Annotated in this window: 21 protein-coding genes; 9 read left to right on the top strand and 12 right to left on the bottom strand. The window is 70.3% G+C overall.

All coding sequences use genetic code 11. The annotated features are described in order from the left end of the window. Window positions 1-864: a YhjD/YihY/BrkB family envelope integrity protein gene (locus ABD366_RS20585; RefSeq protein ID WP_324766172.1), complete on the top strand. Its 864-nt coding sequence runs from the start codon at window positions 1-3 to the stop codon at window positions 862-864. A 36-nt stretch (window positions 865-900) separates the two neighbouring features. On the opposite strand, the gene ABD366_RS20580 is transcribed toward ABD366_RS20585, so the two are convergent. Next, window positions 901-2,409 (bottom strand): FG-GAP-like repeat-containing protein, encoded by a 1,509-nt coding sequence (locus ABD366_RS20580; protein WP_324766173.1) that lies wholly within the window; start codon window positions 2,407-2,409, stop codon window positions 901-903. 205 nt (window positions 2,410-2,614) lie between these two features. Between ABD366_RS20580 and ABD366_RS20575 the strand changes: the two genes are divergently transcribed. Next, the gene (locus tag ABD366_RS20575; protein ID WP_324766174.1) at window positions 2,615-3,112 is read left to right on the top strand and encodes an LURP-one-related/scramblase family protein; all 498 of its coding nucleotides are present in this window, start codon (window positions 2,615-2,617) and stop codon (window positions 3,110-3,112) included. Window positions 3,113-3,126: 14 nt separating this feature from the next. Here ABD366_RS20575 and ABD366_RS20570 read toward each other — a convergent pair whose 3' ends face one another. Further along, window positions 3,127-3,921 carry a carbon-nitrogen family hydrolase gene (locus tag ABD366_RS20570; protein ID WP_324766175.1) on the bottom strand — a complete coding sequence of 265 codons (795 nt, stop codon included), beginning with the start codon at window positions 3,919-3,921 and terminating at the stop codon, window positions 3,127-3,129. A 189-nt stretch (window positions 3,922-4,110) separates the two neighbouring features. Here ABD366_RS20570 and ABD366_RS20565 point away from each other — a divergent pair, with 189 nt between their 5' ends. Beyond that, window positions 4,111-4,935 (top strand): maleylpyruvate isomerase family mycothiol-dependent enzyme, encoded by an 825-nt coding sequence (locus tag ABD366_RS20565; RefSeq protein WP_324766176.1) that lies wholly within the window; start codon window positions 4,111-4,113, stop codon window positions 4,933-4,935. Window positions 4,936-5,114: 179 nt separating this feature from the next. Here the strand turns inward: ABD366_RS20565 and ABD366_RS20560 are convergent, their stop codons facing one another. Both ABD366_RS20560 and ABD366_RS20555 read right to left on the bottom strand, forming a co-directional pair. Then, window positions 5,115-6,446, bottom strand: a complete 1,332-nt coding sequence (locus ABD366_RS20560; protein WP_324766177.1) for an MFS transporter — start codon at window positions 6,444-6,446, stop codon at window positions 5,115-5,117. After that, window positions 6,443-7,114 carry a GntR family transcriptional regulator gene (locus tag ABD366_RS20555; protein ID WP_324766178.1) on the bottom strand — a complete coding sequence of 224 codons (672 nt, stop codon included), beginning with the start codon at window positions 7,112-7,114 and terminating at the stop codon, window positions 6,443-6,445. The genes ABD366_RS20560 and ABD366_RS20555 overlap by 4 nt, the downstream gene beginning before the upstream one ends. A gap of 227 nt (window positions 7,115-7,341) precedes the next feature. Between ABD366_RS20555 and ABD366_RS20550 the strand changes: the two genes are divergently transcribed. Then, window positions 7,342-8,175: a D-alanyl-D-alanine carboxypeptidase family protein gene (locus ABD366_RS20550; protein WP_324766194.1), complete on the top strand. Its 834-nt coding sequence runs from the start codon at window positions 7,342-7,344 to the stop codon at window positions 8,173-8,175. Here the strand turns inward: ABD366_RS20550 and ABD366_RS20545 are convergent. The 5 genes from ABD366_RS20545 to pdhA all read right to left on the bottom strand — a co-directional run bounded on the left by ABD366_RS20545 (window position 8,165) and on the right by pdhA (window position 13,458). Next, a complete protein-coding gene (locus ABD366_RS20545) occupies window positions 8,165-8,470 on the bottom strand; it encodes a hypothetical protein (RefSeq protein WP_324766179.1) in 306 nt (101 codons plus the stop codon). The two genes, ABD366_RS20550 and ABD366_RS20545, sit on opposite strands and share 11 nt — an antisense overlap. A gap of 20 nt (window positions 8,471-8,490) precedes the next feature. Further along, window positions 8,491-9,579 carry a DUF6531 domain-containing protein gene (locus ABD366_RS20540; RefSeq protein WP_324766180.1) on the bottom strand — a complete coding sequence of 363 codons (1,089 nt, stop codon included), beginning with the start codon at window positions 9,577-9,579 and terminating at the stop codon, window positions 8,491-8,493. Between the two features lie 327 nt (window positions 9,580-9,906). Continuing rightward, window positions 9,907-11,256 carry a dihydrolipoamide acetyltransferase family protein gene (locus tag ABD366_RS20535; RefSeq protein WP_324766181.1) on the bottom strand — a complete coding sequence of 450 codons (1,350 nt, stop codon included), beginning with the start codon at window positions 11,254-11,256 and terminating at the stop codon, window positions 9,907-9,909. A gap of 15 nt (window positions 11,257-11,271) precedes the next feature. Then, window positions 11,272-12,252, bottom strand: coding sequence for an alpha-ketoacid dehydrogenase subunit beta (locus ABD366_RS20530; protein ID WP_324766182.1), 981 nt, complete (start codon window positions 12,250-12,252; stop codon window positions 11,272-11,274). A gap of 3 nt (window positions 12,253-12,255) precedes the next feature. After that, window positions 12,256-13,458, bottom strand: a complete 1,203-nt coding sequence (gene pdhA / locus ABD366_RS20525) for a pyruvate dehydrogenase (acetyl-transferring) E1 component subunit alpha (protein WP_324766183.1) — start codon at window positions 13,456-13,458, stop codon at window positions 12,256-12,258. 389 nt (window positions 13,459-13,847) lie between these two features. Here pdhA and ABD366_RS20520 point away from each other — a divergent pair, with 389 nt between their 5' ends. Continuing rightward, a complete protein-coding gene (locus ABD366_RS20520; protein WP_324766184.1) occupies window positions 13,848-14,510 on the top strand; it encodes a response regulator transcription factor in 663 nt (220 codons plus the stop codon). 158 nt (window positions 14,511-14,668) lie between these two features. Further along, window positions 14,669-15,127, top strand: a complete 459-nt coding sequence (locus tag ABD366_RS20515) for a pyridoxamine 5'-phosphate oxidase family protein (RefSeq protein ID WP_324766185.1) — start codon at window positions 14,669-14,671, stop codon at window positions 15,125-15,127. Window positions 15,128-15,152: 25 nt separating this feature from the next. On the opposite strand, the gene ABD366_RS20510 is transcribed toward ABD366_RS20515, so the two are convergent. After that, a complete protein-coding gene (locus tag ABD366_RS20510; RefSeq protein ID WP_324766186.1) occupies window positions 15,153-16,739 on the bottom strand; it encodes a protein kinase domain-containing protein in 1,587 nt (528 codons plus the stop codon). Between the two features lie 369 nt (window positions 16,740-17,108). Here ABD366_RS20510 and ABD366_RS20505 point away from each other — a divergent pair, with 369 nt between their 5' ends. Then, a complete protein-coding gene (locus tag ABD366_RS20505) occupies window positions 17,109-18,761 on the top strand; it encodes a protein kinase domain-containing protein (RefSeq protein WP_324766187.1) in 1,653 nt (550 codons plus the stop codon). Window positions 18,762-19,165: 404 nt separating this feature from the next. Here the strand turns inward: ABD366_RS20505 and ABD366_RS20500 are convergent, their stop codons facing one another. Then, window positions 19,166-19,711: a bacterial proteasome activator family protein gene (locus tag ABD366_RS20500; RefSeq protein WP_324766188.1), complete on the bottom strand. Its 546-nt coding sequence runs from the start codon at window positions 19,709-19,711 to the stop codon at window positions 19,166-19,168. Window positions 19,712-19,866: 155 nt separating this feature from the next. Here ABD366_RS20500 and ABD366_RS20495 point away from each other — a divergent pair, with 155 nt between their 5' ends. Next, window positions 19,867-20,412 (top strand): hypothetical protein, encoded by a 546-nt coding sequence (locus ABD366_RS20495; RefSeq protein WP_324766189.1) that lies wholly within the window; start codon window positions 19,867-19,869, stop codon window positions 20,410-20,412. Window positions 20,413-20,450: 38 nt separating this feature from the next. Further along, a complete protein-coding gene (locus tag ABD366_RS20490) occupies window positions 20,451-20,651 on the top strand; it encodes a hypothetical protein (RefSeq protein ID WP_324766190.1) in 201 nt (66 codons plus the stop codon). Here ABD366_RS20490 and ABD366_RS20485 read toward each other — a convergent pair. After that, window positions 20,645-21,625, bottom strand: a complete 981-nt coding sequence (locus tag ABD366_RS20485; RefSeq protein WP_324766191.1) for an NAD(P)H-quinone oxidoreductase — start codon at window positions 21,623-21,625, stop codon at window positions 20,645-20,647. The genes ABD366_RS20490 and ABD366_RS20485 overlap by 7 nt on opposite strands. Between the last annotated feature and the right edge of the window lie 69 nt (window positions 21,626-21,694).

Here is a 21,694-nt window from a genome sequence, read left to right as displayed (position 1 = left end):
ATGAAGGAGACGAGCACCGCGGCCCGGATGACGCGCTGGGCGGCCGACCGGACCCGGTCGGTCCAGGAACGGCTGCCGTTCCTCACGCGGCTGACCCGGCAGATCATCGCCGTGCGCCTGCTCGACTCCTCGACGCGGCTCGCCGCCCAGACGTTCCTGACGGCGCTGCCGGTGCTGTTCGTCGCGGCGGCGTTCGCCCCGGCCGCCGTGCGCGAGCAGCTCCTCTCCTCGCTGCGCGCCACGCTCGGCCTGGGCGGAGCCTCGCTCCATCAGGTCCAGCAGGTGTACGACGCCGGGGACGCCCCCACCCGCAACGCCACCGGTGTCGTCGGCGTCCTCGTCCTGCTGGTCTCGGCGACCGCGTGCAGCCGCGCGCTGCAACGGGTGTGCCAGCGGGCCTGGCATCTGCCGTCGGCCCCGTTCTCGCTGGTCGCCTGGCGCTGGCTGGCCTGGCTCGCGGGCTGGCTGGTCGCGCTGATCGCGATGGGGGCCCTGCGGGACGGGTTCGGTACGGGGCTGTGGCTGGGGCTGCCGTTGTGGCTCGTCGCCGGTACGGGTCTGTGGTGGTGGACCCAGCATCTGCTGCTGGGCGGGCGGGTGCGCTGGCTGCCGCTGCTGCCGGGCGCGGTGCTCACCGCCGTCGGTGTGGTCGGCCTGACCGTCGCGTCGCGCGTCTACGTTCCGCGCACGCTGGACCGTTCGCTGGCCCAGTTCGGCCCGCTGGGGATGGTGTTCACCGTGCTGTCGTGGCTGATCGTGCTGTTCACGGTGGTCTGCGTGGGGATCGCCGCGGGGTACGTCGTCGCGCACGAGCCGTGGGTGGCCCGGCGCCTCGGGCTCCGGGAGGAGGATCCGCCGGCGTAGGGGCGGCCGTCACCGGACGGCCGCCCTCAACGGGCATCAGCGGAGCTGTGTGCCGAGGAGTGCCTTGGTCTCCGGTGCGCGCAGGTCCGTCGGGCCGAAGGACACCGAGCCGGTCGCGGTCACGCCGGTCCCGGTGCCGGGGAACGCCCACACCGCGCCGGCGTGCGCGTTCTCCCCGGTCGCGGAGGCGGCGAGGTCGCGGTGGCCGTCACCGTCCACGTCGAGCAGCCCGCAGGCGGTGCCGAACATGTCGCCCGACTCGGCGACACCGGGCACATCCGCCGAGTTCTGGTTGAAGCCCTGGGAGCCGGTGCCGGTCACGCCGTCCGCGGTGCCCCGGAGCAGCGCGACCGAGCCCGCGTCCGTCTTGCCGCCGAAGTCCTCGCCGGAGATGCCGAGCGCGACCTCGGCCTTGCCGTCGCCCGTGACATCGGCGACGGCGACGCAGGAACCGAGGTGGTCGCCGTCCTCCTGGGCGCCGTAGAAGCCGGGCAGCGACTGGTCGAACTCCTGGACCTTGTCCCCGTCGAGGCCGTCCGCCGTGCCGAACGCGAGGGTGACCTTCTGGTTCGTCTCGCCGATGTCGGAGTCCTCGGGGTCGGAGCCGACGACGAGGTCGTCCTTGCCGTCGCCGTTCACGTCACCGACGGCCAGGTCGCCCTGGGTCTCGGGTGCCCAGCCGCGCTTGAAGCCCGTACCGCTGCCGTACAGGACGGTGTTGTTCCACATGCCGTCGCCGTTGTAGGAGCGCAGGGCGAGGTCGTCGCGGCCGTCGCCGTCGATGTCGCCGACCGCCTCGAACGTCACGGGGCCGGTCGTCGAGTCCGGGCCGTCGACACAGCCGTACTCGTCGTCGACGCACGCGGCGTCGTCCGCGCCGTACCCCCACCACTCCGACTTGTCCATGAAGTCGAGGGTCTTGGCGGGGGTACCGGACCGGGAGACCGGGCCCTTCCAGAGGGCGGCGCCCTGGTGTTCCGGGTCGTCGCCGTAGCTGCCCATGTCGGCGAGGAGGGCCAGGTCGGCCTTGCCGTCGCCGTCGAAGTCACCGATCTGCGGCGACTTCCCGTACGTGGCGATGTTCGTGCCGCCGGTCAGGCCGGAGGGCGAGCCCCACAGGACGACCGCGCCGGTCGTCGCCTTCTCGCTGCCGATGACGAGGTCGCTGTAGCCGTCCCCGTCGAGGTCGCCCTTGGTGACGTAGGTGCCGAACTTCTCCTTGGCGCCGGCCGAGCCGGGGACGCCGGCCGTCGAGCGGCTGATCAGCTTCTTGCGGGACGTGTCGAGGCCCTGCGCCGAGCCGTAGGTGACCGCGACGTAGCCGGCCTGCGCCTTGCCGGAGACCGTGCCGCCGGGCGCGCCCGAGACGAGGTCGGCGTACCCGTCACCGTTGAAGTCGTCGGCCGGGTCGGCCTTCCCCTGGGTGGCGGCCAGCGCCCCCGGCGCGAGGGACAGGGCGGCGGCGCCACCGGCGACCAGGGTCGCGGCGATCAGCGGGGCGGTGAAGCGGACGGTGCGGGCGGGCTGGCGTCGTGCGCGCGGCATGAGCGGTTCCTTCGGTCGTAAGGTCACGTCCACCTCAGAAGACCCCCCAAATACCGTTGCCGGTTGCACGCACCTTGTAACCGCCCTGTACCAGCACGGCTTTGCGGGCACTCCGCGTCCGGGACCGCCCGGCGACTTCGCGCCGTTCTCACCCGGACGGACCGCGGGTGGGTCCGGACGGCGGCTTCCGGGCACTCATCGACGTATGCGCTACGAAGTACGGGAACGGCTCTTCGCCATCGGCGAGGACTACTGGATCGAGGACGAGAACGGCCACAAGGCGTTCCTCGTCGACGGCAAGGCGATGCACGTGCGGGACACCTTCGAGCTGAAGGGGCCCGACGGGCGCGTCCTCATCGACATCCACGAGAAGATGTTCGCCCTGCGCGACACGATGGTCATCGAGCGCGGCGACGAGCAGCTCGCCAAGGTCAAACGCAAACGGCTGTCGCTGCTGCGCAACCACTACCGGGTCGAGCTGGTCGACGGCACCGAACTCGACGTCAGCGGCAAGATCCTGGACCGCGAGTTCGCCGTCGAGTACGACGGCGAACTGCTCGCGGAGATCTCCCGCCGCTGGCTGCGCGTGCGCGACACGTACGGCGTGAACGTGGTCCGCGAGGACGCCGACCCGGCCCTGATCATCGCCGTCGCGGTGTGCGTCATCCACCTCGCGGAGAAGGAGCGGGGGGACGCGGACTGAGGCGTGTCCCCCTGTTACCGGGGCGGGGCGAGGCCCAGCGTGCGGTCCTTGAGCGCCGGGAACCGGTCCCGGGTCTCCGCGACCCGCGCCGGGTCGAACTCCACCCGCAGCACCTCTTCCCCGGCCCCCGCCTCGGCGAGCACCTCGCCCCACGGGTCGACGACGATGCTGTGCCCCGCCTGCGGGACGCCCGCGTGCGTACCGGCGCTTCCGCAGGCCAGCACATACGCCTGGTTCTCCACGGCGCGCGCCTGCGCGAGCAGCGTCCAGTGCGAGCGGCGCCGCTCGGGCCAGCCGGCGGAGACCAGCAGGGTCTCGGCCCCGCGGTCCACGAGGCCGCGGTACAGCTCGGGAAAACGCAGGTCGTAGCAGGTACTGACGCCGAGCACCGTCTCCGGAAGGCGTACGGTCACCAGCTCCTCGCCCGCGCTCATCAGCACGGCCTCGCCCTTGTCGAAGCCGAACCGGTGGATCTTGCGGTAGGCGGCGGCGAGCTCCCCGTCGGGGGAGAAGACGAGCGCGGTGTTGTAGAGGGGACCCTCCGGGTCGCGCTCCGGGATCGACCCGGCGTGCAGCCAGACGCCCGCGTCGCGCGCGGCCTTGGCCATCGCCGCGAAGGTCGGGCCCTCCAGCGGCTCCGCCTCGTCCGCGAACAGCTCGTAGGCGAAGGCGCCGGTCGTCCACAGTTCGGGCAGCACCACCAGATCGGCTGATCCGGCCTGTTCCCGAACCAGCGAGCCGACGCGCTCCCGCCGTTCGCCGACCGATTCGTCCTCGTTTACCGCGATCTGGATGAGGGAGGCGCGCACACTACCACCGTCCTGGCATTCGAGCCTTCAACACGGGCCTACGATCGTCACACGAAAGCACTGCAGGGGTGCCTACGGGCAGCGTACTGTGCCAAGCCGGGGGAGCCCCCGGACCCCCACAGACGCGCCCGATCCGCCCGCCGCCTACTTCACCGCCCGTGTACCACACCGCTCGAGGGGTCCCTTTCCGTGAGTCTCCACCCCAGCCTTCAGTCCTACGCCGATGCCTGGACCCACTCCGTGGAAGCGATATCCGAGCTGGTCACACCGCTCGTGGAGGGTGAGTGGAACCGGGCGACCCCGTGCCCCGGCTGGTCCGTGCGCGATGTCGTCTCCCATGTCATCGGCGCCGACTGCGAGATGCTCGGCGACCCCCGGCCCATCCACACGCTGCCGCGCGACCTCTACCACGTACAGACCGAGTCGCAGCGCTACCAAGAGGTCCAGGTCGACGTCCGCCGCCACCACACGGCGCCGGAGATGGTCTCCGAGCTGGAGTACACGATCATCCGCCGCTCGCGTCAGTTGCGGAACGAGAGCCGCGACCCCGGGACCATGGTGCGCGGGCCCCGCGCGGTGGAGGAGACCCTCGAATTCGCCATGCGCAGGCGGGCGTTCGACATCTGGGTGCACGAGCAGGACCTGCGCTGGGCCCTCGGCCGGCCCGGCAACCTCGATTCGCCGGGCGCGTACGTCACCCGCGACCTGCTCCTGGAAGCCCTGCCCAAGATCGTCGCGAAGGACGCGGGCGCCCCGGCGAACTCGGCGGTCGTCTTCGACGTGCACGGCCCCGTCGAGTTCCTGCGCACGGTCCGCGTCGACGCGGACGGCAGGGGCACGATCGACGGCGCCCCCTCGCTCGGCCCGGCGGCGACGCTGGCCCTCGACTGGGAGACGTACGTCCGCCTCTCCTGCGGCCGCGTCACCCCGGACGCGGTGACGGACCGCATCAAATCCGAGGGCGACACGGCCTTGGCCACGGCGATCCTGGCGGCACTGCGCATCACGCCATAGCCACACCCGGCGCATCCCCGCCTCCGGCAACCCGCCGCCCGCGCCTTGGGCAATCTGCCTCCCCCAGACTCCGTCCGGGGGGACCCCCAGGGCGGCAGGGTGGGCAAGGCGGCACCCCAGCGCCGGGCGCGCGTCAAAGAGGGGCCCCACAACAACCCAGCGCCCCAAACCCGGGCCCCCTAAGCAGGGACGTGCACCGAAGCAACCCGGGATGCGACAAGCCGCTCCCGCTCGGCGCGAGCCGCCCGCCTACGCAACCGCAGAATCTGACTCACCCCCACGGCCTGCAAGACGAACACCGCCGAGAACGCCACCCGATAATCGTCCCCCGTGGCGTCAAGCAACACCCCCACCAGCAACAACGTGGTCATAGAGGCCACAAACCCGCCCATATTGACAATCCCGGACCCCGTCCCCTGCCGCTCCGGCGGATTCGCCGGCCGCGCAAAATCGAACCCGATCATCGAAGCGGGCCCGCACGCGCCGAGCACCACGCACATCACCACAAGCAGCCACATCGGCGACCGCCCGGGCCAGGCGATGGGCGCCACCCACACCAGCGCCGTCACCCCCACCGTGCCGAGCGCCAGCGGCAGCCGCGCCGCGTGATGCCGCGCGACGATCTGCCCGTACACGAGCCCCACCACCATGTTGGCGAGAACGACCAGCGTCAGCAGCTCACCCGCGACCCCACGCGACAACCCCTGCGCCTCGACGAGGAACGGCAGCCCCCACAGCAGCAGGAACACCATCGCCGGGAACTGCGTCGTGAAGTGCACCCACAGGCCGAGCCGCGTCCCCGGCTCCCGCCAGGACGCCGCGATCTGCCGGCGCACGAACGCGGCCCCCTTGTGCGTCACCGGCATCGGCGCCGGCTCGAACCCCTCGGGATGGTCCTTGAGGAAGATCAGCATCAGCACCAGGACGACGACGCCCGCCAGCGCGCTGCCGGCGAACGCGGCTTCCCAGCCGATCCCGTGCAGCAGCCGCGCGATGACCAGCGTGGAGATCAGGTTGCCCGCCATGCCGACGAGCCCGGCGAGCTGCGCGACCAGCGGCCCGCGCCGCGCCGGGAACCAGCGGGTGCCGAGCCGCAGCACGCTGATGAACGTCATCGCGTCACCGCAGCCGAGCAGCGCGCGGGAGGCGAGCGCCATCCCGTACGACGAAGAGAACGCGAAGCCGAGCTGCCCGATGGTGAACAGCACCACGCCGAACGTCAGCACCTTCTTCGTGCCGAGCCGGTCGACCATCAGGCCGACGGGTATCTGCATGCCCGCGTACACGAGCAGCTGAAGGATCGAGAAGGTGGACAGCGCGGAGGCGTTGATGTGGAAGCGCTCGACGGCGTCGAGCCCGGCCACCCCGAGGGACGTACGGAAGATCACGGCGACGAAGTAGACGGCGACACCGATGCACCAGACGGCGATCGCCTTGCGGCCGCCGGGCGGATCACCGGGCAGGGACAGGGCGCCGGCCCCCGAAGAGCTGGAAGAGGAGGCGGAGCTCATCGCACGTCACCCCGCGCCAGGTTCTGGAACCAGCCCACGTGCCGCTTCACCACGGCGACCGCCGCCTCGACGTCCCCGGCGCCGAGCGCGTCGAGGAGTTCGCCGTGCTCGGCGAGGGTCTTGGCGATGCGGTCGGGGTGGGAGTGCATCACGGCGACGCCCATCCTCAGCTGCCGGTCGCGCATCTGGTCGTAGAGCCGGGACAGGATCTCGTTGCCCCCGCTGCGCACGATCTCCGCGTGGAAGCACCGGTCGGTGGCGGCGGCGTCCGCGAACTGTCCGGCCGCGGCCTGCGTGCGCTGGGTGTCGAGCAGCTCCTCCAGGCGCTCGATGAGCCACGGCTGGGCCGGTACGGCCTTGCGCACCGCGTGCTCCTCGACGAGCAGCCGGGTCTCCACGACGTCCGCGATCTCCTGCGCCGAGACGGGCAGCACCAGGGCGCCCTTCTTCGGGTAGAGCCGCAGCAACCCCTCGACCTCCAGCTTGAGCAGCGCCTCGCGCACCGGGGTGCGGGACACCCCGACGGCCTCGGCGAGCTCGCCCTCGGTGAGCAACGTCCCACCCTCGTAACGGCGTTCGAGCACGCCGCGCTTCACATGGTCGTAGACACGGACGGCGGCGGGCGGGGGCTTTTCGGTGGCACGTTTTTCGGCGACGGTCGAGGGCATGCGCACATCATAGATACAACACGTACGCAAGTCGGGCCGCGTCCATCATGCGGGACGCCCGCTGAGGGACACGCGCGTGGGATTCGTGGGCTCGCTGTGCAACCACTCACCCGCTTCAGGTGTCTCAATAGTGCGCGTCCCGCCCAAGGGGCGGTGCATCAGGGGCACTTGGAGCGTTCAACTTGAAAACTCGCATAACGGGCATCGCCGTTCTCGCCGTGGGAACCATGCTCACCAGCGGAGCGCTGACCACCTCCGCACAGGCCGCCACGGCGCCGGCCGTACCCAAGATCGCCGCGGCCGGCGGCTTCGTGATGAACAACGGGACGGGCAAGTCCCTGTTCACCAAGGCCGCGGACACCCGCCGGTCCACCGGCTCGACCACCAAGATCATGACCGCCAAGGTGGTGCTGGCGACGAAGAACCTGAACCTGAACACCAAGGTCACGGTTCAGAAGGCGTACAGCGACTACATAGTGAAGAACAACGCCTCGTCGGCCCGGCTGATCGTCGGCGACAAGGTCACCGTCCGCCAGCTCCTGTACGGGCTGATGCTCCCGTCGGGCTGTGACGCGGCGTACGCCCTCGCGGACAAGTTCGGCTCGGGCTCCACGCGGGACGCCCGCGTGAAGTCCTTCATCGGCAAGATGAACAAGGCCGCCACCGACCTGGGTCTGAAGAACACCCACTTCGACTCGTTCGACGGCATCGGCAAGGGCAAGAACTACTCGACGCCGCGCGACCTCACCAAGATCGCGTCGTCGGCGATGAAGAACTCCACGTTCCGTACCGTCGTGAAGACGAAGTCGACGAAGCAGAAGGTCACGACGAAGTCCGGCGGCTACCGGAACATGTCGTGGTCGAACACCAACACCCTGCTCGGCTCGTACTCCGGCGCCATCGGCGTGAAGACCGGCTCGGGCCCGGAGGCCGGCTACTGCCTGGTCTTCGCTGCCACCCGCAGCGGCAAGACCGTGATCGGTACGGTCCTGAAGTCGACGTCGGTCAACGCCCGCACGTCGGACGCGAAGAAGCTCATGGACTACGGCTTCAAGAAGTAGCCACGGTCCAGTACACGGAATCGGGAGCGGGCGGCGCCTTGGGAACCCACGAGGCGCGGTCCGCTTCCGTGCTCCAGGCCGGGACGTCCTCGTAGTAGATCGTGAGCGCCCAGAACCGCTCCTCCTCGTGCAGGATGATGTCGTCCTCGTCGGACAGGTCCTGGCCGTGCCACTGCCGGTTGACCCGCGCGACGGCCTCCGCCCGCGAGACCCCCAGCTCCGTGACCATGTACTCGACGACGGACTCCAGGAGCTCGTCCGTCTCGGCGCAGGTGGGCATGGTGTACGTACTCACGTCTGTTCTTTCGTTCCAGCTCACAGCAATGACGCGTCGAGCAGCGGTCCCGTATTGCCGAAGAAGACGGTCTGGTCACCGGACCAGACGGGCGCCTTGCCCTTCTTGAAGGGGCCCGGATTCCTGAGCATCGGCCCCTCGACGACATCGTACGCAGGCGTCTCCGTGCCGCTGCCGGAGCGGAAGTGGCGCACGAAGCCGCTCAGCTCGGGATCGGACTCCGTGAACGACCTGCGGTTCAGCGCGTTGAACTCGCTTTCGGGGATGTGGAAGTGCATCACCACCCCGTCGTTGGGGAACCGCTTCTCGCTCTCCGATAGGTGCTCGTCCAGGGTCGAGGCCCAGGACGGACCGAAGAAGCGCCCCGCCGTGCAGCCGCTGAGGTGGGTGCGGCGCAGGGTCAGCGGCAGGACGCCGGGCAGGTCCACATCGGTCTGCGCGAGCAGCATCTGGCCGCTGGCCATGTCGATCGGGTCGCCGCGGGTCTCCCTCTTGTCGAGGCCGTGCGACTGCTTGGCGAGGTCGGCGTCGTTCAGCTTGAGGCCGTCGTTCTCCGGCTTCTCGGAGTTGCGGCCGTTGTTGCCGCCGTTGTTCCTGCCGTTGCCGTTGCCGTCGGCCCTGCCCTTGCCCTTGCCGTTCCCGTTGCCCCGGCCGTTCCCGTTGCCCCGGCCGCCGCCGTCCCCGGGGTTCGCCGAGCTGATGCCGCGAACCTTGTCGCGGACGTCGTGGTCCTTGCCCTTGTGCAGCCGCGAGGTGGCCTTCGCCCGTTCCGGCACGGTCTCCGCGATGTGCTTGGTGACCTTGCCGAGCGCCTTCTCCGAGCCCTTGAGCGCCACCGCGAGTTCGATCTCGGCCTTGGTCTTCATCCCGAAGACGATGTCGGCGAGCACGTCGCAGGCGTCCGCGAGCAGGCGGGCGAGTTCCGGAAGCTTCTCCAGGTGACCGGTCCGCACATGGTCCCAGTGCTTCTCGAACGCTTCGACGGCCACGCCGTCGGAGGAGGACAGGATCCGGGTGACCGCCTTGTGCGCGTCACCGCCGTGGGTCTCGAACTGCTCCGCGAACTCCCGCATGGCCGTGGCCATTTCGCGGTAGTCGTCCTCGTCCACGTTCGGGAAGCTGACGCCGATGACTTAGAGGAGCTCGTCGAGCCACCCCGGGATCGTGTACCCCACCGCTACAACAACCCCTATCGGCACTCACGTTGTTCAGAAACTACTCGCTTCACGCTACATCTATTCTGACGCGCTGTGACGACCGAAAGTTGCACATGCCATGGAGTACACGTGAAAAGAGCGCATGTGAAAGGGCCGCCGCACACCTTTCGTGTACGACGGCCCTCAGAGCCTGTTCTATGGGAACTCCGGGAACGTCAACGCGTACCTCCGGGCCGGGCCGGGCAGGGCTCGGCTCGGCTCGGCTCAGCTCAGCTCAGCTCAGCTCCAGGTGATCAGACGCTTCGGCCGCTCCAGCACGGCGGCCACATCCGCGAGCACCTTCGACCCCAGCTCCCCGTCCACCAGGCGGTGGTCGAAGGAGAGCGCCAGCGTCGTCACCTGACGCGGCTTGACCTTGCCCTTGTGCACCCAGGGCTGGAGCTTGATCGCGCCGACGGCGAGGATCGCCGACTCTCCCGGGTTCAGGATCGGCGTACCGGTGTCGACGCCGAAGACGCCGACGTTCGTGATGGTGACCGTCCCGCCCTGCATCGCGGCGGGAGACGTCCGGCCCTCGCGCGCCGTGGCCACCAACTCGCCCAGCGACGACGCCAGTTCGGGCAGCGTCTTGGCGTGGGCGTCCTTGATGTTCGGCACGATGAGCCCGCGCGGGGTCGCCGCGGCGATGCCCAGGTTCACGTAGTGCTTCTGGACGATCTCGGCCTTGCCGTCGTGGCCCTCGTCCCAGGCCGCGTTGACCTCGGGGTTGCGCTTGATCGCGACGAGCAGCGCCTTGGAGATGAGCAGCAGCGGATTGACCCGCAGCCCCTGCATGTCCTTGTCGGCCTTGAGCTCCTCGACGAGCTTCATCGTGCGCGTCACGTCGACCGTCACGAACTCCGTGACGTGCGGCGCGGTGAACGCGGACCCGATCATCGCCTGGGCCGTCGCCTTGCGGACGCCCTTAACCGGGACGCGGGTCTCCCGGACGCCGTCGTACGACGGGGCGGGCGCCACCGGGACGGCCGCCGCCACCGGGGCCGGGGCCTGCGCCGGCACCTCGGGCGCGGGCGCCACCGCGGCGTGCACGTCCTCACGCGTGATGATCCCGTCGGGGCTCGACGGGATCACCGCGGCGAGGTCGACGCCGAGGTCCTTGGCGAGCTTGCGCACCGGCGGCTTGGCCAGCGGGCGCTGCTCGACGGCCGGGGCCGCCGTCCCGTTGGCCGCCGCGGTCCCGGCGCCCTTGCGGGCCCGGCGCTTGGTCGACGTCTCGGCGACGCCGTACCCGACGAGCACGGGCTGGCGCCCCTGCGGCTCGCCGGCCTCCGCCTCGGTCTCCACCGGGGCCTGCACCACGGGCTCGGGCTCGGGCGCGGCCGGCCCGTCGGAGGCCACGTCCACCGAGATGATCACCTGGCCGACATCGACGGTCGTGCCCTCGGGGAAGCACAGCTCCTTGACCACGCCGTCGAACGGGATCGGCAGCTCGACGGCCGCCTTCGCCGTCTCCACCTCGCACACGACCTGCCCGTCCTCGACGGTGTCGCCGGGCTGTACGTACCACTTGAGGATCTCTGCCTCGGTCAGGCCTTCGCCCACGTCGGGCATCTTGAATTCACGCGCCATGACTCTCAGCTCCTCTCAGTACGCCAGCGAGCGGTCGACGGCGTCGAGCACCCGGTCCAGGCCCGGCAGGTACTCCTCCTCCAGGCGCGCCGGCGGATACGGCGCGTGGTACCCACCGACCCGCAGCACGGGCGCCTCCAGGTGGTAGAAGCACCGCTCGGTGATGCGCGCGGCGATCTCGGCCCCGGAGCCGAGGAAGACGGACGCCTCGTGCGCGACGATGAGATGCCGCGTCTTCTCCACCGACTTCTGTACGGCGTCGAAGTCCATCGGCGAGATCGAGCGCAGGTCGAGGACCTCCAGGGACTTGCCCTCCTCCGCGGCGGCGGCCGCGGCCTCCAGAGCGACCTTCACCATCGGCCCGTAGGCGACGAGCGTCAGGTCGGTACCCTCGCGCGCCACGACGGCCTTGTGCAGATCGCCGGGGACGGCCTCGGTGTCGACCTCGCTCTTGTCCCAGTAGCGCCGCTTCGGCTCGAAGAAGATCACCGGGTCGTCGCTCTGGATGGCCTGCTGGAGCATCCAGTACGCGTCCGAGGAGTTCGAGGGGGAGACCACCTTCAGCCCGGGCACGTGCGCGAACAGCGCCTCGGGCGACTCGCTGTGGTGCTCGACCGCGCCGATGCCGCCGCCGTACGGGATCCGGATGACGACCGGCGTCTTGACCTTGCCGAGCGCGCGGGCGTGCATCTTCGCGAGCTGCGTGACGATCTGGTCGTAGGCGGGGAAGACGAAGCCGTCGAACTGGATCTCCACGACCGGGCGGTAGCCGCGCAGCGCCAGGCCGATCGCGGTGCCGACGATGCCGGACTCGGCGAGCGGGGTGTCGATGACCCGCTCCTCGCCGAAGTCCTTCTGCAGACCGTCGGTCACGCGGAAGACGCCGCCGAGCACGCCGACGTCCTCACCCATGACGAGGACCTTCGGGTCGTTCTCCAACGCCGTGCGCAGCGACTCGTTGATCGCCTTGGCGATCGGAAGTTTCTGTACCGCCATGACTCAGGCCTCCCCAGCCGCTTCGTCGGCGAACGACGCCTGGTAGGCGACGAACTGCGCGCGCTCCTCGTCGACGAGCGCGTGCCCGTCCGCGTACACGTTCTCGAAGATCGCCAGGTGGCCCGGGTCCGGCATGGCCCGTACGACGTCACGCACTCGCTTGCCCAACGCCTCGCTCTCGGCGTCGAGTTCCGCGAAAAATCCCTCATCCGTGTCGGTTTGGGACTCGAGGTAGGTGCGCAGGCGCAGGATCGGGTCCTTCGCCTCCCAGGCGACCCGCTCCTCGTCGGCCCGGTACTTCGAGGGGTCGTCGGAGGTGGTGTGCGCGCCCATGCGGTAGGTGAACGCCTCGACGAGGGTCGGGCCCTCGCCGTTGCGCGCCCGCTCCAGCGCCCACCGGGTCACGGCGAGGCAGGCGAGCACGTCGTTGCCGTCCACGCGGACGCCGGGGAAGCCGAAGCCCTGCGCGCGCTGGTACAGCGGCACGCGCATCTGGCGCTCGGTCGGCTCGGAGATCGCCCACTGGTTGTTCTGGCAGAAGAACACCACCGGCGCGTTGTACACGGCGCCGAAGTTGAAGGCCTCCAGGACGTCGCCCTGGCTGGAGGCGCCGTCACCGAAGTACGCGATGACGGCCGAGTCCGCGCCGTCCTTGGCGACGCCCATGGCGTAGCCCGTCGCGTGCAGCGTCTGCGAGCCGATGACGATCGTGTACAGGTGGAAGTTGTTGCTGTTCGGGTCCCAGCCGCCGTGGTTCACGCCACGGAACATGCCGAGCAGGTTCGTCGGGTCGACCCCGCGGCACCAGGCGACGCCGTGCTCGCGGTAGGTCGGGAAGACGTAGTCGTCCTCGCGGGTGGCCCGCCCGGAGCCGATCTGGGCCGCCTCCTGGCCGAGCAGCGACGCCCACAGGCCCAGCTCGCCCTGGCGCTGCAGGGCGGTGGCCTCGGCGTCGAAGCGGCGGGTGAGGACCATGTCGCGGTACAGGGCGCGCAGCTCGTCGTCGGTGATCGCGTCGACGTACGCGTCGTACTCGGGATTCCTGACCCGCTTGCCCGCCGGGCTCAGCAGCTGGACCAGCTCCGGCTGCGCCGGCGCGGTGGCCCTGCCGGGGGACTTCTTCGCAGACTTCTTCGCAGCGGTCCGCTTGCGCGGCGGCTGTGCTTTCTGCGCTGCGGCAGTGCTGTCAGCACTGTCTACGGTCACGTGTGCTCCTCCGTCGGTCCGGCCCCGGGATTGCCGGATGACCAGTCGGCTCGGCTCGCCTGATCCGTCCACGCACGGGGTGGGTGCGGTGGAGCCGGGTTCAGGCGTGACTAGAAAGAACGAATAGAACCTGTGCTCCGGCAAGCACCCTGCACCCAGCACGTTACCCAGTGCGCCACACATCTGCGAAACCCCATCTGACCTGCGTTTTTGCTTGGATATCCAAGTAACTCGTTCATTGGATTTCCTACTACTCGCACGAAGGACGAAGCGCCGCAGGTCACAGCCGTGGACTGAGCCCTGGTCACAGCCTGGCAGGGGGCCGGAACACCGGCACGTTATCCCGGTCACCCAGGGCGCGGGAAGAGCCGGTGTGTGAGACTGAATTCGTGCGCGAAGACGGAAAAATTACGGTATTTCTCCTCGACGACCACGAAGTGGTGCGCCGGGGCGTTCACGAGTTGCTCTCGATGGAGGACGACATCGAGGTGGTCGGCGAGGCCGGTACGGCCGCCGACGCACTGGTGCGGATCCCGGCGACCCGGCCCGATGTCGCCGTGCTCGACGTGCGCCTGCCGGACGGCAGCGGTGTCGAGGTGTGCCGGGAGGTCCGCTCCCAGGACGAGTCGATCCGGTGCCTGATGCTGACCTCGTTCTCGGACGACGAAGCCCTCTTCGACGCGATCATGGCCGGCGCGTCCGGCTACGTACTGAAGGCGATCCGGGGCAACGAGCTGCTGACGGCCGTCCGCGACGTGGCGGCGGGCCGGTCGCTGCTCGACCCGGTGGCCACCGCCCGGGTCCTGGAGCGGCTGCGCGACGGCGGCCGCAACAAGGACGACGACCGGCTCGCGGGCCTCACCGACCAGGAGCGCAGGATCCTCGATCTGATCGGCGAGGGCCTGACCAACCGCGTGATCGGTGAGCGCCTCCACCTCGCCGAGAAGACGATCAAGAACTATGTCTCCAGCCTCCTGTCCAAGCTCGGCATGGAGCGCCGCTCGCAGGCCGCGGCCTATGTGGCGCGCATGCAGGCACAGAAACAGCACTGACGGCGGCGGCTACGGCCCTGGTCGCGTCTTCGGTCCCGGCCGCGTCCACAGTTGCGCTTGTTGCTCACCCGGGTGCCTGCCCACACGGGACCTACGTCCCTCGGGGTGGGGGCGGGATGCTCTTTTCCGGCACCCCGCCGGGATCGCAGAGTGGTGACATGCCCTCCGAGACGCAGCCGCAGGACCTTCAGCGCGGCTTCGAGCTGCTCGCCCGCGTGAACTACGGGCGGGTGGCGACCAGCATGCGCGCTCTGCCCTTCCTCGCCGCCGCCCGCCACGTCGTGGCCGACGGGCGCCTCCTGCTGCGCCTGCACCGGGGTTACGGGTACCACCAGGCCTGCGACGGCAGCGTGGTCGCCTACGGGGCGGACAACCTGAGCGGCCCGGCCGCCGAGGACGACGGCGCTGCCCAGTGGTCGGTGCAGTGCGTCGGCACCTGTGATCAGGTCGAGCCAGGCACCGCCGAACTGGAACTTTTCGGGCCCGCGCCGCATTTCGCGGACGGCGAGCTCTTCGACCCGGTGTATCTGCGCGTGCACCCGCAGTTCGTGACCGTGCACGAACTGCGGGGAGGGTCGGCGCGGCGGGCGCCCCACGCGCGCGTGCGGCGCATGTAGCCCCCGTGAAGCGGGCCGGGGCGGGTCAGCCGCCGATGGTGCCGGCCACCTCGCCAGTAGTGCCGGTCTCGCCGCCGTTGTCACCGCCGCCGACGTCACCGCCACCGCCACCCGGCGGGGTGGGCGAGGCGGGCGGCTCCTCGGTTTCCGTCTCCGTGGGAGTGTCCCTGTCCGTTGGCTCACCGGACGGCTCGGTCGGCTGGTTCGTCTCCGACTGCGTAGGTGTCTCGTTGCCGGTGGTGGGCTGGTACGACGGCGTGTAGTCGCCCTGCCCGCCCGAGCCGTCGCCCGTGTCCTGCGTCTCGTCCGCGGTCGCGTCGTCGTCGGCGGACTTGCTCGGCTTGTCCTTCGTCTCGGACTGCGTGGCGGGCGGGGACTGCTTGGTGCCGCCACCGCCGCCCTTGTCGTTGCTCGCGTTCAGCGCCAGGGCGACGCCCGCCGCGATCGCGATCACCGCGAGCACAGCGAAGATCCACACCTTGCCGCGGCCACCGCCCCGGTTCCCCTGGCCGTCGAAGCCGCCGTCGTCGCCCGGCGGACGCAGCATCGGCTGCGCGGCCGTGCCGTAGTCCCCGGGGTGGGGCATCGCGGTGGTGCCGGCCAGGCCCATCGCCGGGGTGCTGCCGCCCTCGTGCATGGCGGAGTCGACCGGCCCGGTGTTCCAGGTGCCGGTGTGGCCGCCCTGCTCGTACAGCATCGTCAGGCCGTACTGGACGAGGCCGCGCATCTCCTCGGCCGTCTGGAACCGGTCGTCCGGGTCCTTGGCCAGCGAGCGCATCACGAGGCCGTCCAGCTCCGGCGGCGTCGCGTCCGAGACCTCGGAGGGCGGCACGGGGATGTCCTGGACGTGCTGGTAGACGACCGACAGCGGCGTCTCGCCGGTGAACGGGGGCCGCAGCGCGAGAAGTTCGTAGAGCAGGCAGCCGGTCGCGTACAGGTCGGAGCGGTGGTCGACGGCCTTGCCGAGGGCCTGCTCGGGGGAGAGGTACTGGGGTGTGCCCATGACCATGCCGGTCTGCGTCATCGTCGACTGCGCGCCGTGCAGGGCGCGGGCGATGCCGAAGTCCATCACCTTCACCGCGCCGGTGTGGGTGATGATCACGTTCGCGGGCTTGATGTCACGGTGCACGATGCCGTGCTGGTGCGAGTAGGCGAGCGCCTCGAGGACGCCGGAGACGATGATCAGGGCCTGCTCGGGGCCCGGCGCCTCGGCGTTCAGCAGCAGGTCGCGGATGGTGCGGCCCTCGACGAGCTCCATGACGATGTACGGAACGGTGCTGCCGTTCACGTAGTCCTCGCCCGAGTCGTAGACCGCGACGACGGCGTGGTGGTTCAGTCCGGCGACCGACTGTGCCTCGCGGGTGAAGCGGGCCTTGGAGACCGGGTCCTCGGCGAGGTCGGAGCGGAGCAGCTTGACGGCGACGGTGCGCCCGAGGCGTACGTCCTCGGCCGCGAACACCTCGGCCATGCCGCCCCGGCCGAGTCTGTGCGTCATCCGGTATCGACCGTCACCGACGAGCCCGCCGTTGCCCCACAACTCCGGCGCATCTGACATACCGCCGCCAGTCGCCTCGGGGTCGGACGGGCCCTGAGCGCGCTGCTGCTGTGCCATCAGTCCTCGCCGTCGTTTCTGTCCGTGCCGCCCATGCTGCCGGAACCCTGCGTCGGAGTACGCGCGGTGGTGAATTACGGTTCTCCGTCGGGTCACGCTACAGGCTCCGGCCGCGCCACCGTTCCGAGATGGACCGGACATCAAACCCGTTGCCGTGCGGGCCCTGCAAATCGTGCGCGCAATTTCCGTGCCCGGTCCATGACCATTTCGAGCCCCTTTCCTGTAACGCTTGCGCGACGCTTCCCGCCCGTACGGTCACGGATCGGGCATCGAGCTTGACGTGCCCGTGCCCTCGGGCAGACTTGGCCGGGAATAGCTGAATTCGATCACCGGCCGCGCCGACGCGGGGCGCTATGGGGGACGTAGAAAATGAGCCAAGACGGCGGCGTCGCAGGCCGGTACGAGGGTCGCTCCGTGGCCGGCGGGCGGTACCAGCTGCGGGACCTGCTCGGCCAGGGCGGCATGGCCTCCGTGCACCTCGCGCACGACACCCGGCTCGACCGCTCCGTCGCCATCAAGACTTTGCACACGGAACTCGGCCGCGAGGACTCCTTCCGCCAGCGCTTCCAGCGCGAGGCCATGTCCGTGGCCAAGCTCACGCACACGAACATCGTCTCGGTCTACGACTCCGGCGAGGACGACCTCGACGGAATGATCACTCCGTACATCGTCATGGAGTACGTCGAGGGCCTCCCGCTCGGCTCCGTGCTCGACCAGGACGTACGGAGTCACGGCGCCATGCCCGCCGACAAGGCCCTGAAGATCACCGCGGATGTCCTCGCGGCGCTCGAGATCAGCCACGAGATGGGCCTGGTGCACCGCGACATCAAGCCGGGCAACGTGATGATGACGAAGCGGGGCGTCGTCAAGGTCATGGACTTCGGCATCGCCCGCGCCATGCAGTCCGGCGTCACGTCGATGACGCAGACCGGCATGGTCGTCGGCACCCCGCAGTACCTGTCGCCCGAGCAGGCCCTGGGCCGCGCCGTCGACGCCCGCTCCGACCTGTACTCGGTCGGCATCATGCTCTTCCAACTGACCACCGGACGCCTCCCGTTCGAGGCGGACTCGCCGCTGGCCATCGCGTACGCGCACGTACAGGAGGAGCCGGTCGCTCCGTCCTCGATCAACCGGGCGCTGCCGCCGGCCGTCGACGCGCTCGTGGCCCGCGCGCTGAAGAAGAACCCGAACGAGCGTTTCCCGAGCGCGGAGGCGATGCGGGACGAGTGCCTGCGCGTGGCCCAGTCGCTCGCCCCGGCCGCGCCGAGCATCGTGCCGGGCGCCCGGACGTCGAGCGGCGCGGGCGTCGGCTCCGCCGTCTTCCCGCCGGTCGACCAGAGCGGGGCACCGGTCCCGGGGCCCGTCCAGACGCCGTACCAGCCGACGCCCCAGCCGAGCCCCTACGGGCCGCCCACGCCGCAGCCCGGGTACGGCTACCCGCAGCAGCCCCAGCACCAGAGCATGCAGGGCGGCTACCAGACACCGCCGCCCGCGTCCCCGTACGCGCCGCAGGGCCAGCACACCCCGCCGCCGTACACCATGGGCCACCAGCCGCAGACGAGCACGCAGAACGCGAGCGGCGGAGGCCGTAACAAGGGAGTGGTCGTCGCCTCGGTCGTCGTCGCGCTCATCGCCATCGGCGGCCTGATCACGGCCCTGACGCTGAACAACAAGGGTGACGACACGGGCGGCGGCGGTTCCGACAAGGCGTCCCAGTCGGCGGTCGCAGGGCACAAGGGCCCGGACCCGACGAAGACGGTCGAGACGGACGAGTGCACGGAGCCCTACAACGGCTCGAACGACGAGAACAAGATCAAGGTCCCGGACTTCTACCTCAAGAACATCGATTCGGTGAAGGCCTGCTTCCGCGCCGCGGGCTGGATCCCCGCCGTAAAGCCCTACAACGAGAACACGTACGGCGAGGGCTCGGTCATGAGCCAGTCCCCCGCGGCGGGCACCGAGATCGACCCGGAGGACGTGAAGATCCAGCTCCAGGTCTCGACGGGCAACCCGCCCGGATAAACGGACGGGTTGCGGCGACCCCTCTGCGTGAGAGGGCGTTGGGCTTCCGGATCAGTAAGGGTTGTTCGTGAAGCTGCTGGTGCACAGGCTCAGCAGCTGGTCCCCTTCGAACAGAGCTGCCTGAATACCCATGGCAGCGATACCGGCCGTGTCCGTCGCGGTGGTGTCCCACGACTGCTCACCGCCGTTGCCCCCTTGTAGTGGTGCCAGGTCCAAGCGTGGTCGTCACCGTTGTTCCTGCGGGTGACGAGGCGGATGGCCACACCATGACCGTCGGCCGAGCGGGACCGTCAGACAGGCGAGTCCCGCCGCCGCTATGAGCGCAATGTGACCCGGGTCGCCAAAGGGCCCGGCCTGCGCTCTTCGCGCGGGCCGGGCCCTTCTTCGTCCGTGCGCCGGTACGGCTACAGGTACGGCCCGCCCGAGCGGCCCATGGTGCGCGGGTCCTCGTCCTCGTCGTCGCCCCCGCCGACCCCCGGCGGCAACGCGCGGCGCATCTGCTCCAGCTGGGCGCGGGCCGCCATCTGCTGGGCGAACAGCGTCGTCTGGATCCCGTGGAACAGCCCCTCGAGCCAGCCCACCAACTGCGCCTGCGCAATACGCAGCTCCGCGTCGCTCGGCGTCGTGTCATCGGTGAAGGGCAGGGAGATCCGCTCCAGCTCCTCGACGAGCTCGGGCGCGAGCCCGTCCTCCAGCTCCTTGACCGAGCTGGCGTGGATCTCCTTGAGCCGCTGCCGGCTCGCCTCGTCCAGGGGAGCCGCACGCACTTCCTCCAGCAGCTGCTTGATCATGCTGCCGATGCGCATCACCTTGGCGGGCTGTTCCACCATCTCCGTCACCGGGACCTCGCGGGATTCGTCGTCTCCGCCGCCACCCAGGGCCATACCGTCCTGGCCCACGACCAGAATCTGGGGGTTCTCCGGCGACCGTTCGTTCCTCGGCATCTCCATGCAGCCATTCTCTCGTACCCGACCTTCACACCTGGGTGGTGCCCCCGTTGCGGGCTGATCCACCGCGCCGGGACGGGACGAAATCCGGCGTGCCCGTTTTATTCGCCTATGTGAGGCTTAGTGGAGGGACAGAGCGGCGGCGAAAGGGGACGGGCATGGGGCTGCGCCCGGCGGTCGGGGTCGTGGTGAACCTGTTCGCGCTCATCGTGCTCGCCTCGGCCCCCCTCTCCCAGGCCGCACATGCCGCCTCTGCCGCCTCTGCCACCTCTGCCACCTCTGCCGGCCAGGCCGCCCGTGTCTTCCAGGCCTCCCCTGTCTTCCAGGCCGTGGAGCTCCACGCTGGGGAGCGCCGTTCCGCAGCGCACTCGCCGCATGGAGCACCCGCCCGGATCCCCGTGGCGTACGTCGCCGAGCCCTCCCCGGACGAGTCGCTGGCCGGCAGCCGCGCGGGGGTGGGGCGGACCCCGCCGGGGCGGCCACTGCCCGTCCCGGGCTCCGACGACCCCGTCTTCCCGTCGCACCCGGAGGCCGAACCGTCCGAGTCCACGCCGCCGAACCCGCGCCCCGAGCGGCCCGCCCCCGCACAGCAGCCCACGGCCACGGGCGGGACGGAACCCCTCGTGAACGTGGTGCCCCTGGGAGCGGGCCTCCTGCTGACCGGCCTCGGCATCGGCTTCCTGGCGCTACGGCTACGGCGATAGGCCGCACGTCCGGCGCTCCGGCTGCGGCGAAGGGCCATATGTTCCTGGGCTACGGCTACGGCTACGGCTACGGCTACGGCGTCAGTCTCCAGGCGGAGCGGAGCGGGGCCGGGCCAGGCCAGGCCGGGCCGGGCCGGGCCGAGCCGAGCCGAGCCGGGCCGAGCTGGGCCGAGCCGGGCCGGGCCGGATCCATGCGCGGCTCTGGCCCCCAGCGCCGGCGGGCGTCGCGGCCCTACTGACGCGTGAGCAGCACCTTGCCGATGTGGCCGCTCTCCTCCAGGACCCGGTGCCCCTGCGCGGCATCGCTCATCGGCAGCTCCTGGTCCACGATCGGCCGCACGTGCCCGCCCTCGATCAACGGCCAGACATGCTCCCGCACGGCCGCGACGACCGCCGCCTTCTCCGCGAGCGGGCGGGCCCGCAGCGTGGTGGCGGTGATGGCGCCGCGCTTGCCCAGCAACGTACCGATGTTCAGCTCACCCTTGACGCCACCCTGCATGCCGATGATGGCGAGGCGGCCGTTGACGGCGAGGGCGTCGACGTTGCGGTTCAGGTACTTGGCACCCATGTTGTCGAGGATGACGTCGGCGCCGGCCCCGTCCGTCGCCGCCTTGATCTCCTCCACGAAGTCCTGCTCGCGATAGTTGATCAGGATGTCCGCCCCGAGCCCGGCGCAGAAGTCGAGCTTCTCCTTGCTGCCCGCCGTGACGGCGACCTTGGCGCCGACGGACTTCGCGAGCTGGATCGCCATGGTCCCGATACCGCTGGAGCCGCCGTGCACGAGGAACGTCTCGCCCGGCCGCAGATGGGCGATCATGAAGACGTTCGACCACACCGTGCACACCACCTCGGGCAGCGCGGCGGCCTTGACCAGGTCGATCCCCTTCGGCACCGGCAGCAGCTGCCCGGCCGGGACGACGACCTTCTCCGCGTACCCGCCGCCCACGAGCAGCGCGCACACCTCGTCACCCACGGACCAGCCCGACACCCCGGGCCCGACCTCGGCGATCCGGCCCGCACACTCCAGACCGGGGTAGGGGGAACTGCCGGGCGGCGGGTTGTAGAAGCCCTGGCGCTGGAGCAGATCAGCGCGGTTGACGGCGCTGGAGACCACCTCGACCAGGACTTCACCCTCGCCGGGTACGGGGTCGGGGACCTCCGCCCAGACGAGCGCCTCGGGTCCACCGGGTTCCGGAATCGTGATCGCATACATGGCCGCGAGGCTACTCCCGTACCCGCGCCGATCCCGGTCCGACGCCGGGTCATCGATCCCGCGGCAACG

The sequence above is a fragment of the Streptomyces kunmingensis genome, assembly GCF_039533535.1.
Classification (GTDB): domain Bacteria; phylum Actinomycetota; class Actinomycetes; order Streptomycetales; family Streptomycetaceae; genus Streptomyces; species Streptomyces kunmingensis.
This window is presented reverse-complemented; position numbering and strand designations above follow the sequence as displayed.

Excerpts from the sequence above, each read along its gene's own strand:
- ABD366_RS20505 (WP_324766187.1), top strand. The coding sequence starts at position 17,109 with ATGAGCCAAGACGGCGGCGTCGCAGGCCGGTACGAGGGTCGCTCCGTG.
- ABD366_RS20510 (WP_324766186.1), bottom strand. The coding sequence starts at position 16,739 with ATGGCACAGCAGCAGCGCGCTCAGGGCCCGTCCGACCCCGAGGCGACT.
- ABD366_RS20575 (WP_324766174.1), top strand. The coding sequence starts at position 2,615 with ATGCGCTACGAAGTACGGGAACGGCTCTTCGCCATCGGCGAGGACTAC.
- ABD366_RS20500 (WP_324766188.1), bottom strand. The coding sequence starts at position 19,711 with ATGGAGATGCCGAGGAACGAACGGTCGCCGGAGAACCCCCAGATTCTG.
- ABD366_RS20490 (WP_324766190.1), top strand. The coding sequence starts at position 20,451 with ATGTTCCTGGGCTACGGCTACGGCTACGGCTACGGCTACGGCGTCAGT.
- ABD366_RS20555 (WP_324766178.1), bottom strand. The coding sequence starts at position 7,114 with ATGCCCTCGACCGTCGCCGAAAAACGTGCCACCGAAAAGCCCCCGCCC.
- ABD366_RS20515 (WP_324766185.1), top strand. The coding sequence starts at position 14,669 with ATGCCCTCCGAGACGCAGCCGCAGGACCTTCAGCGCGGCTTCGAGCTG.
- ABD366_RS20485 (WP_324766191.1), bottom strand. The coding sequence starts at position 21,625 with ATGTATGCGATCACGATTCCGGAACCCGGTGGACCCGAGGCGCTCGTC.
- ABD366_RS20550 (WP_324766194.1), top strand. The coding sequence starts at position 7,342 with ATGCTCACCAGCGGAGCGCTGACCACCTCCGCACAGGCCGCCACGGCG.
- ABD366_RS20585 (WP_324766172.1), top strand. The coding sequence starts at position 1 with ATGAAGGAGACGAGCACCGCGGCCCGGATGACGCGCTGGGCGGCCGAC.
- ABD366_RS20495 (WP_324766189.1), top strand. The coding sequence starts at position 19,867 with ATGGGGCTGCGCCCGGCGGTCGGGGTCGTGGTGAACCTGTTCGCGCTC.
- ABD366_RS20530 (WP_324766182.1), bottom strand. The coding sequence starts at position 12,252 with ATGGCGGTACAGAAACTTCCGATCGCCAAGGCGATCAACGAGTCGCTG.
- ABD366_RS20535 (WP_324766181.1), bottom strand. The coding sequence starts at position 11,256 with ATGGCGCGTGAATTCAAGATGCCCGACGTGGGCGAAGGCCTGACCGAG.
- ABD366_RS20580 (WP_324766173.1), bottom strand. The coding sequence starts at position 2,409 with ATGCCGCGCGCACGACGCCAGCCCGCCCGCACCGTCCGCTTCACCGCC.
- ABD366_RS20560 (WP_324766177.1), bottom strand. The coding sequence starts at position 6,446 with ATGAGCTCCGCCTCCTCTTCCAGCTCTTCGGGGGCCGGCGCCCTGTCC.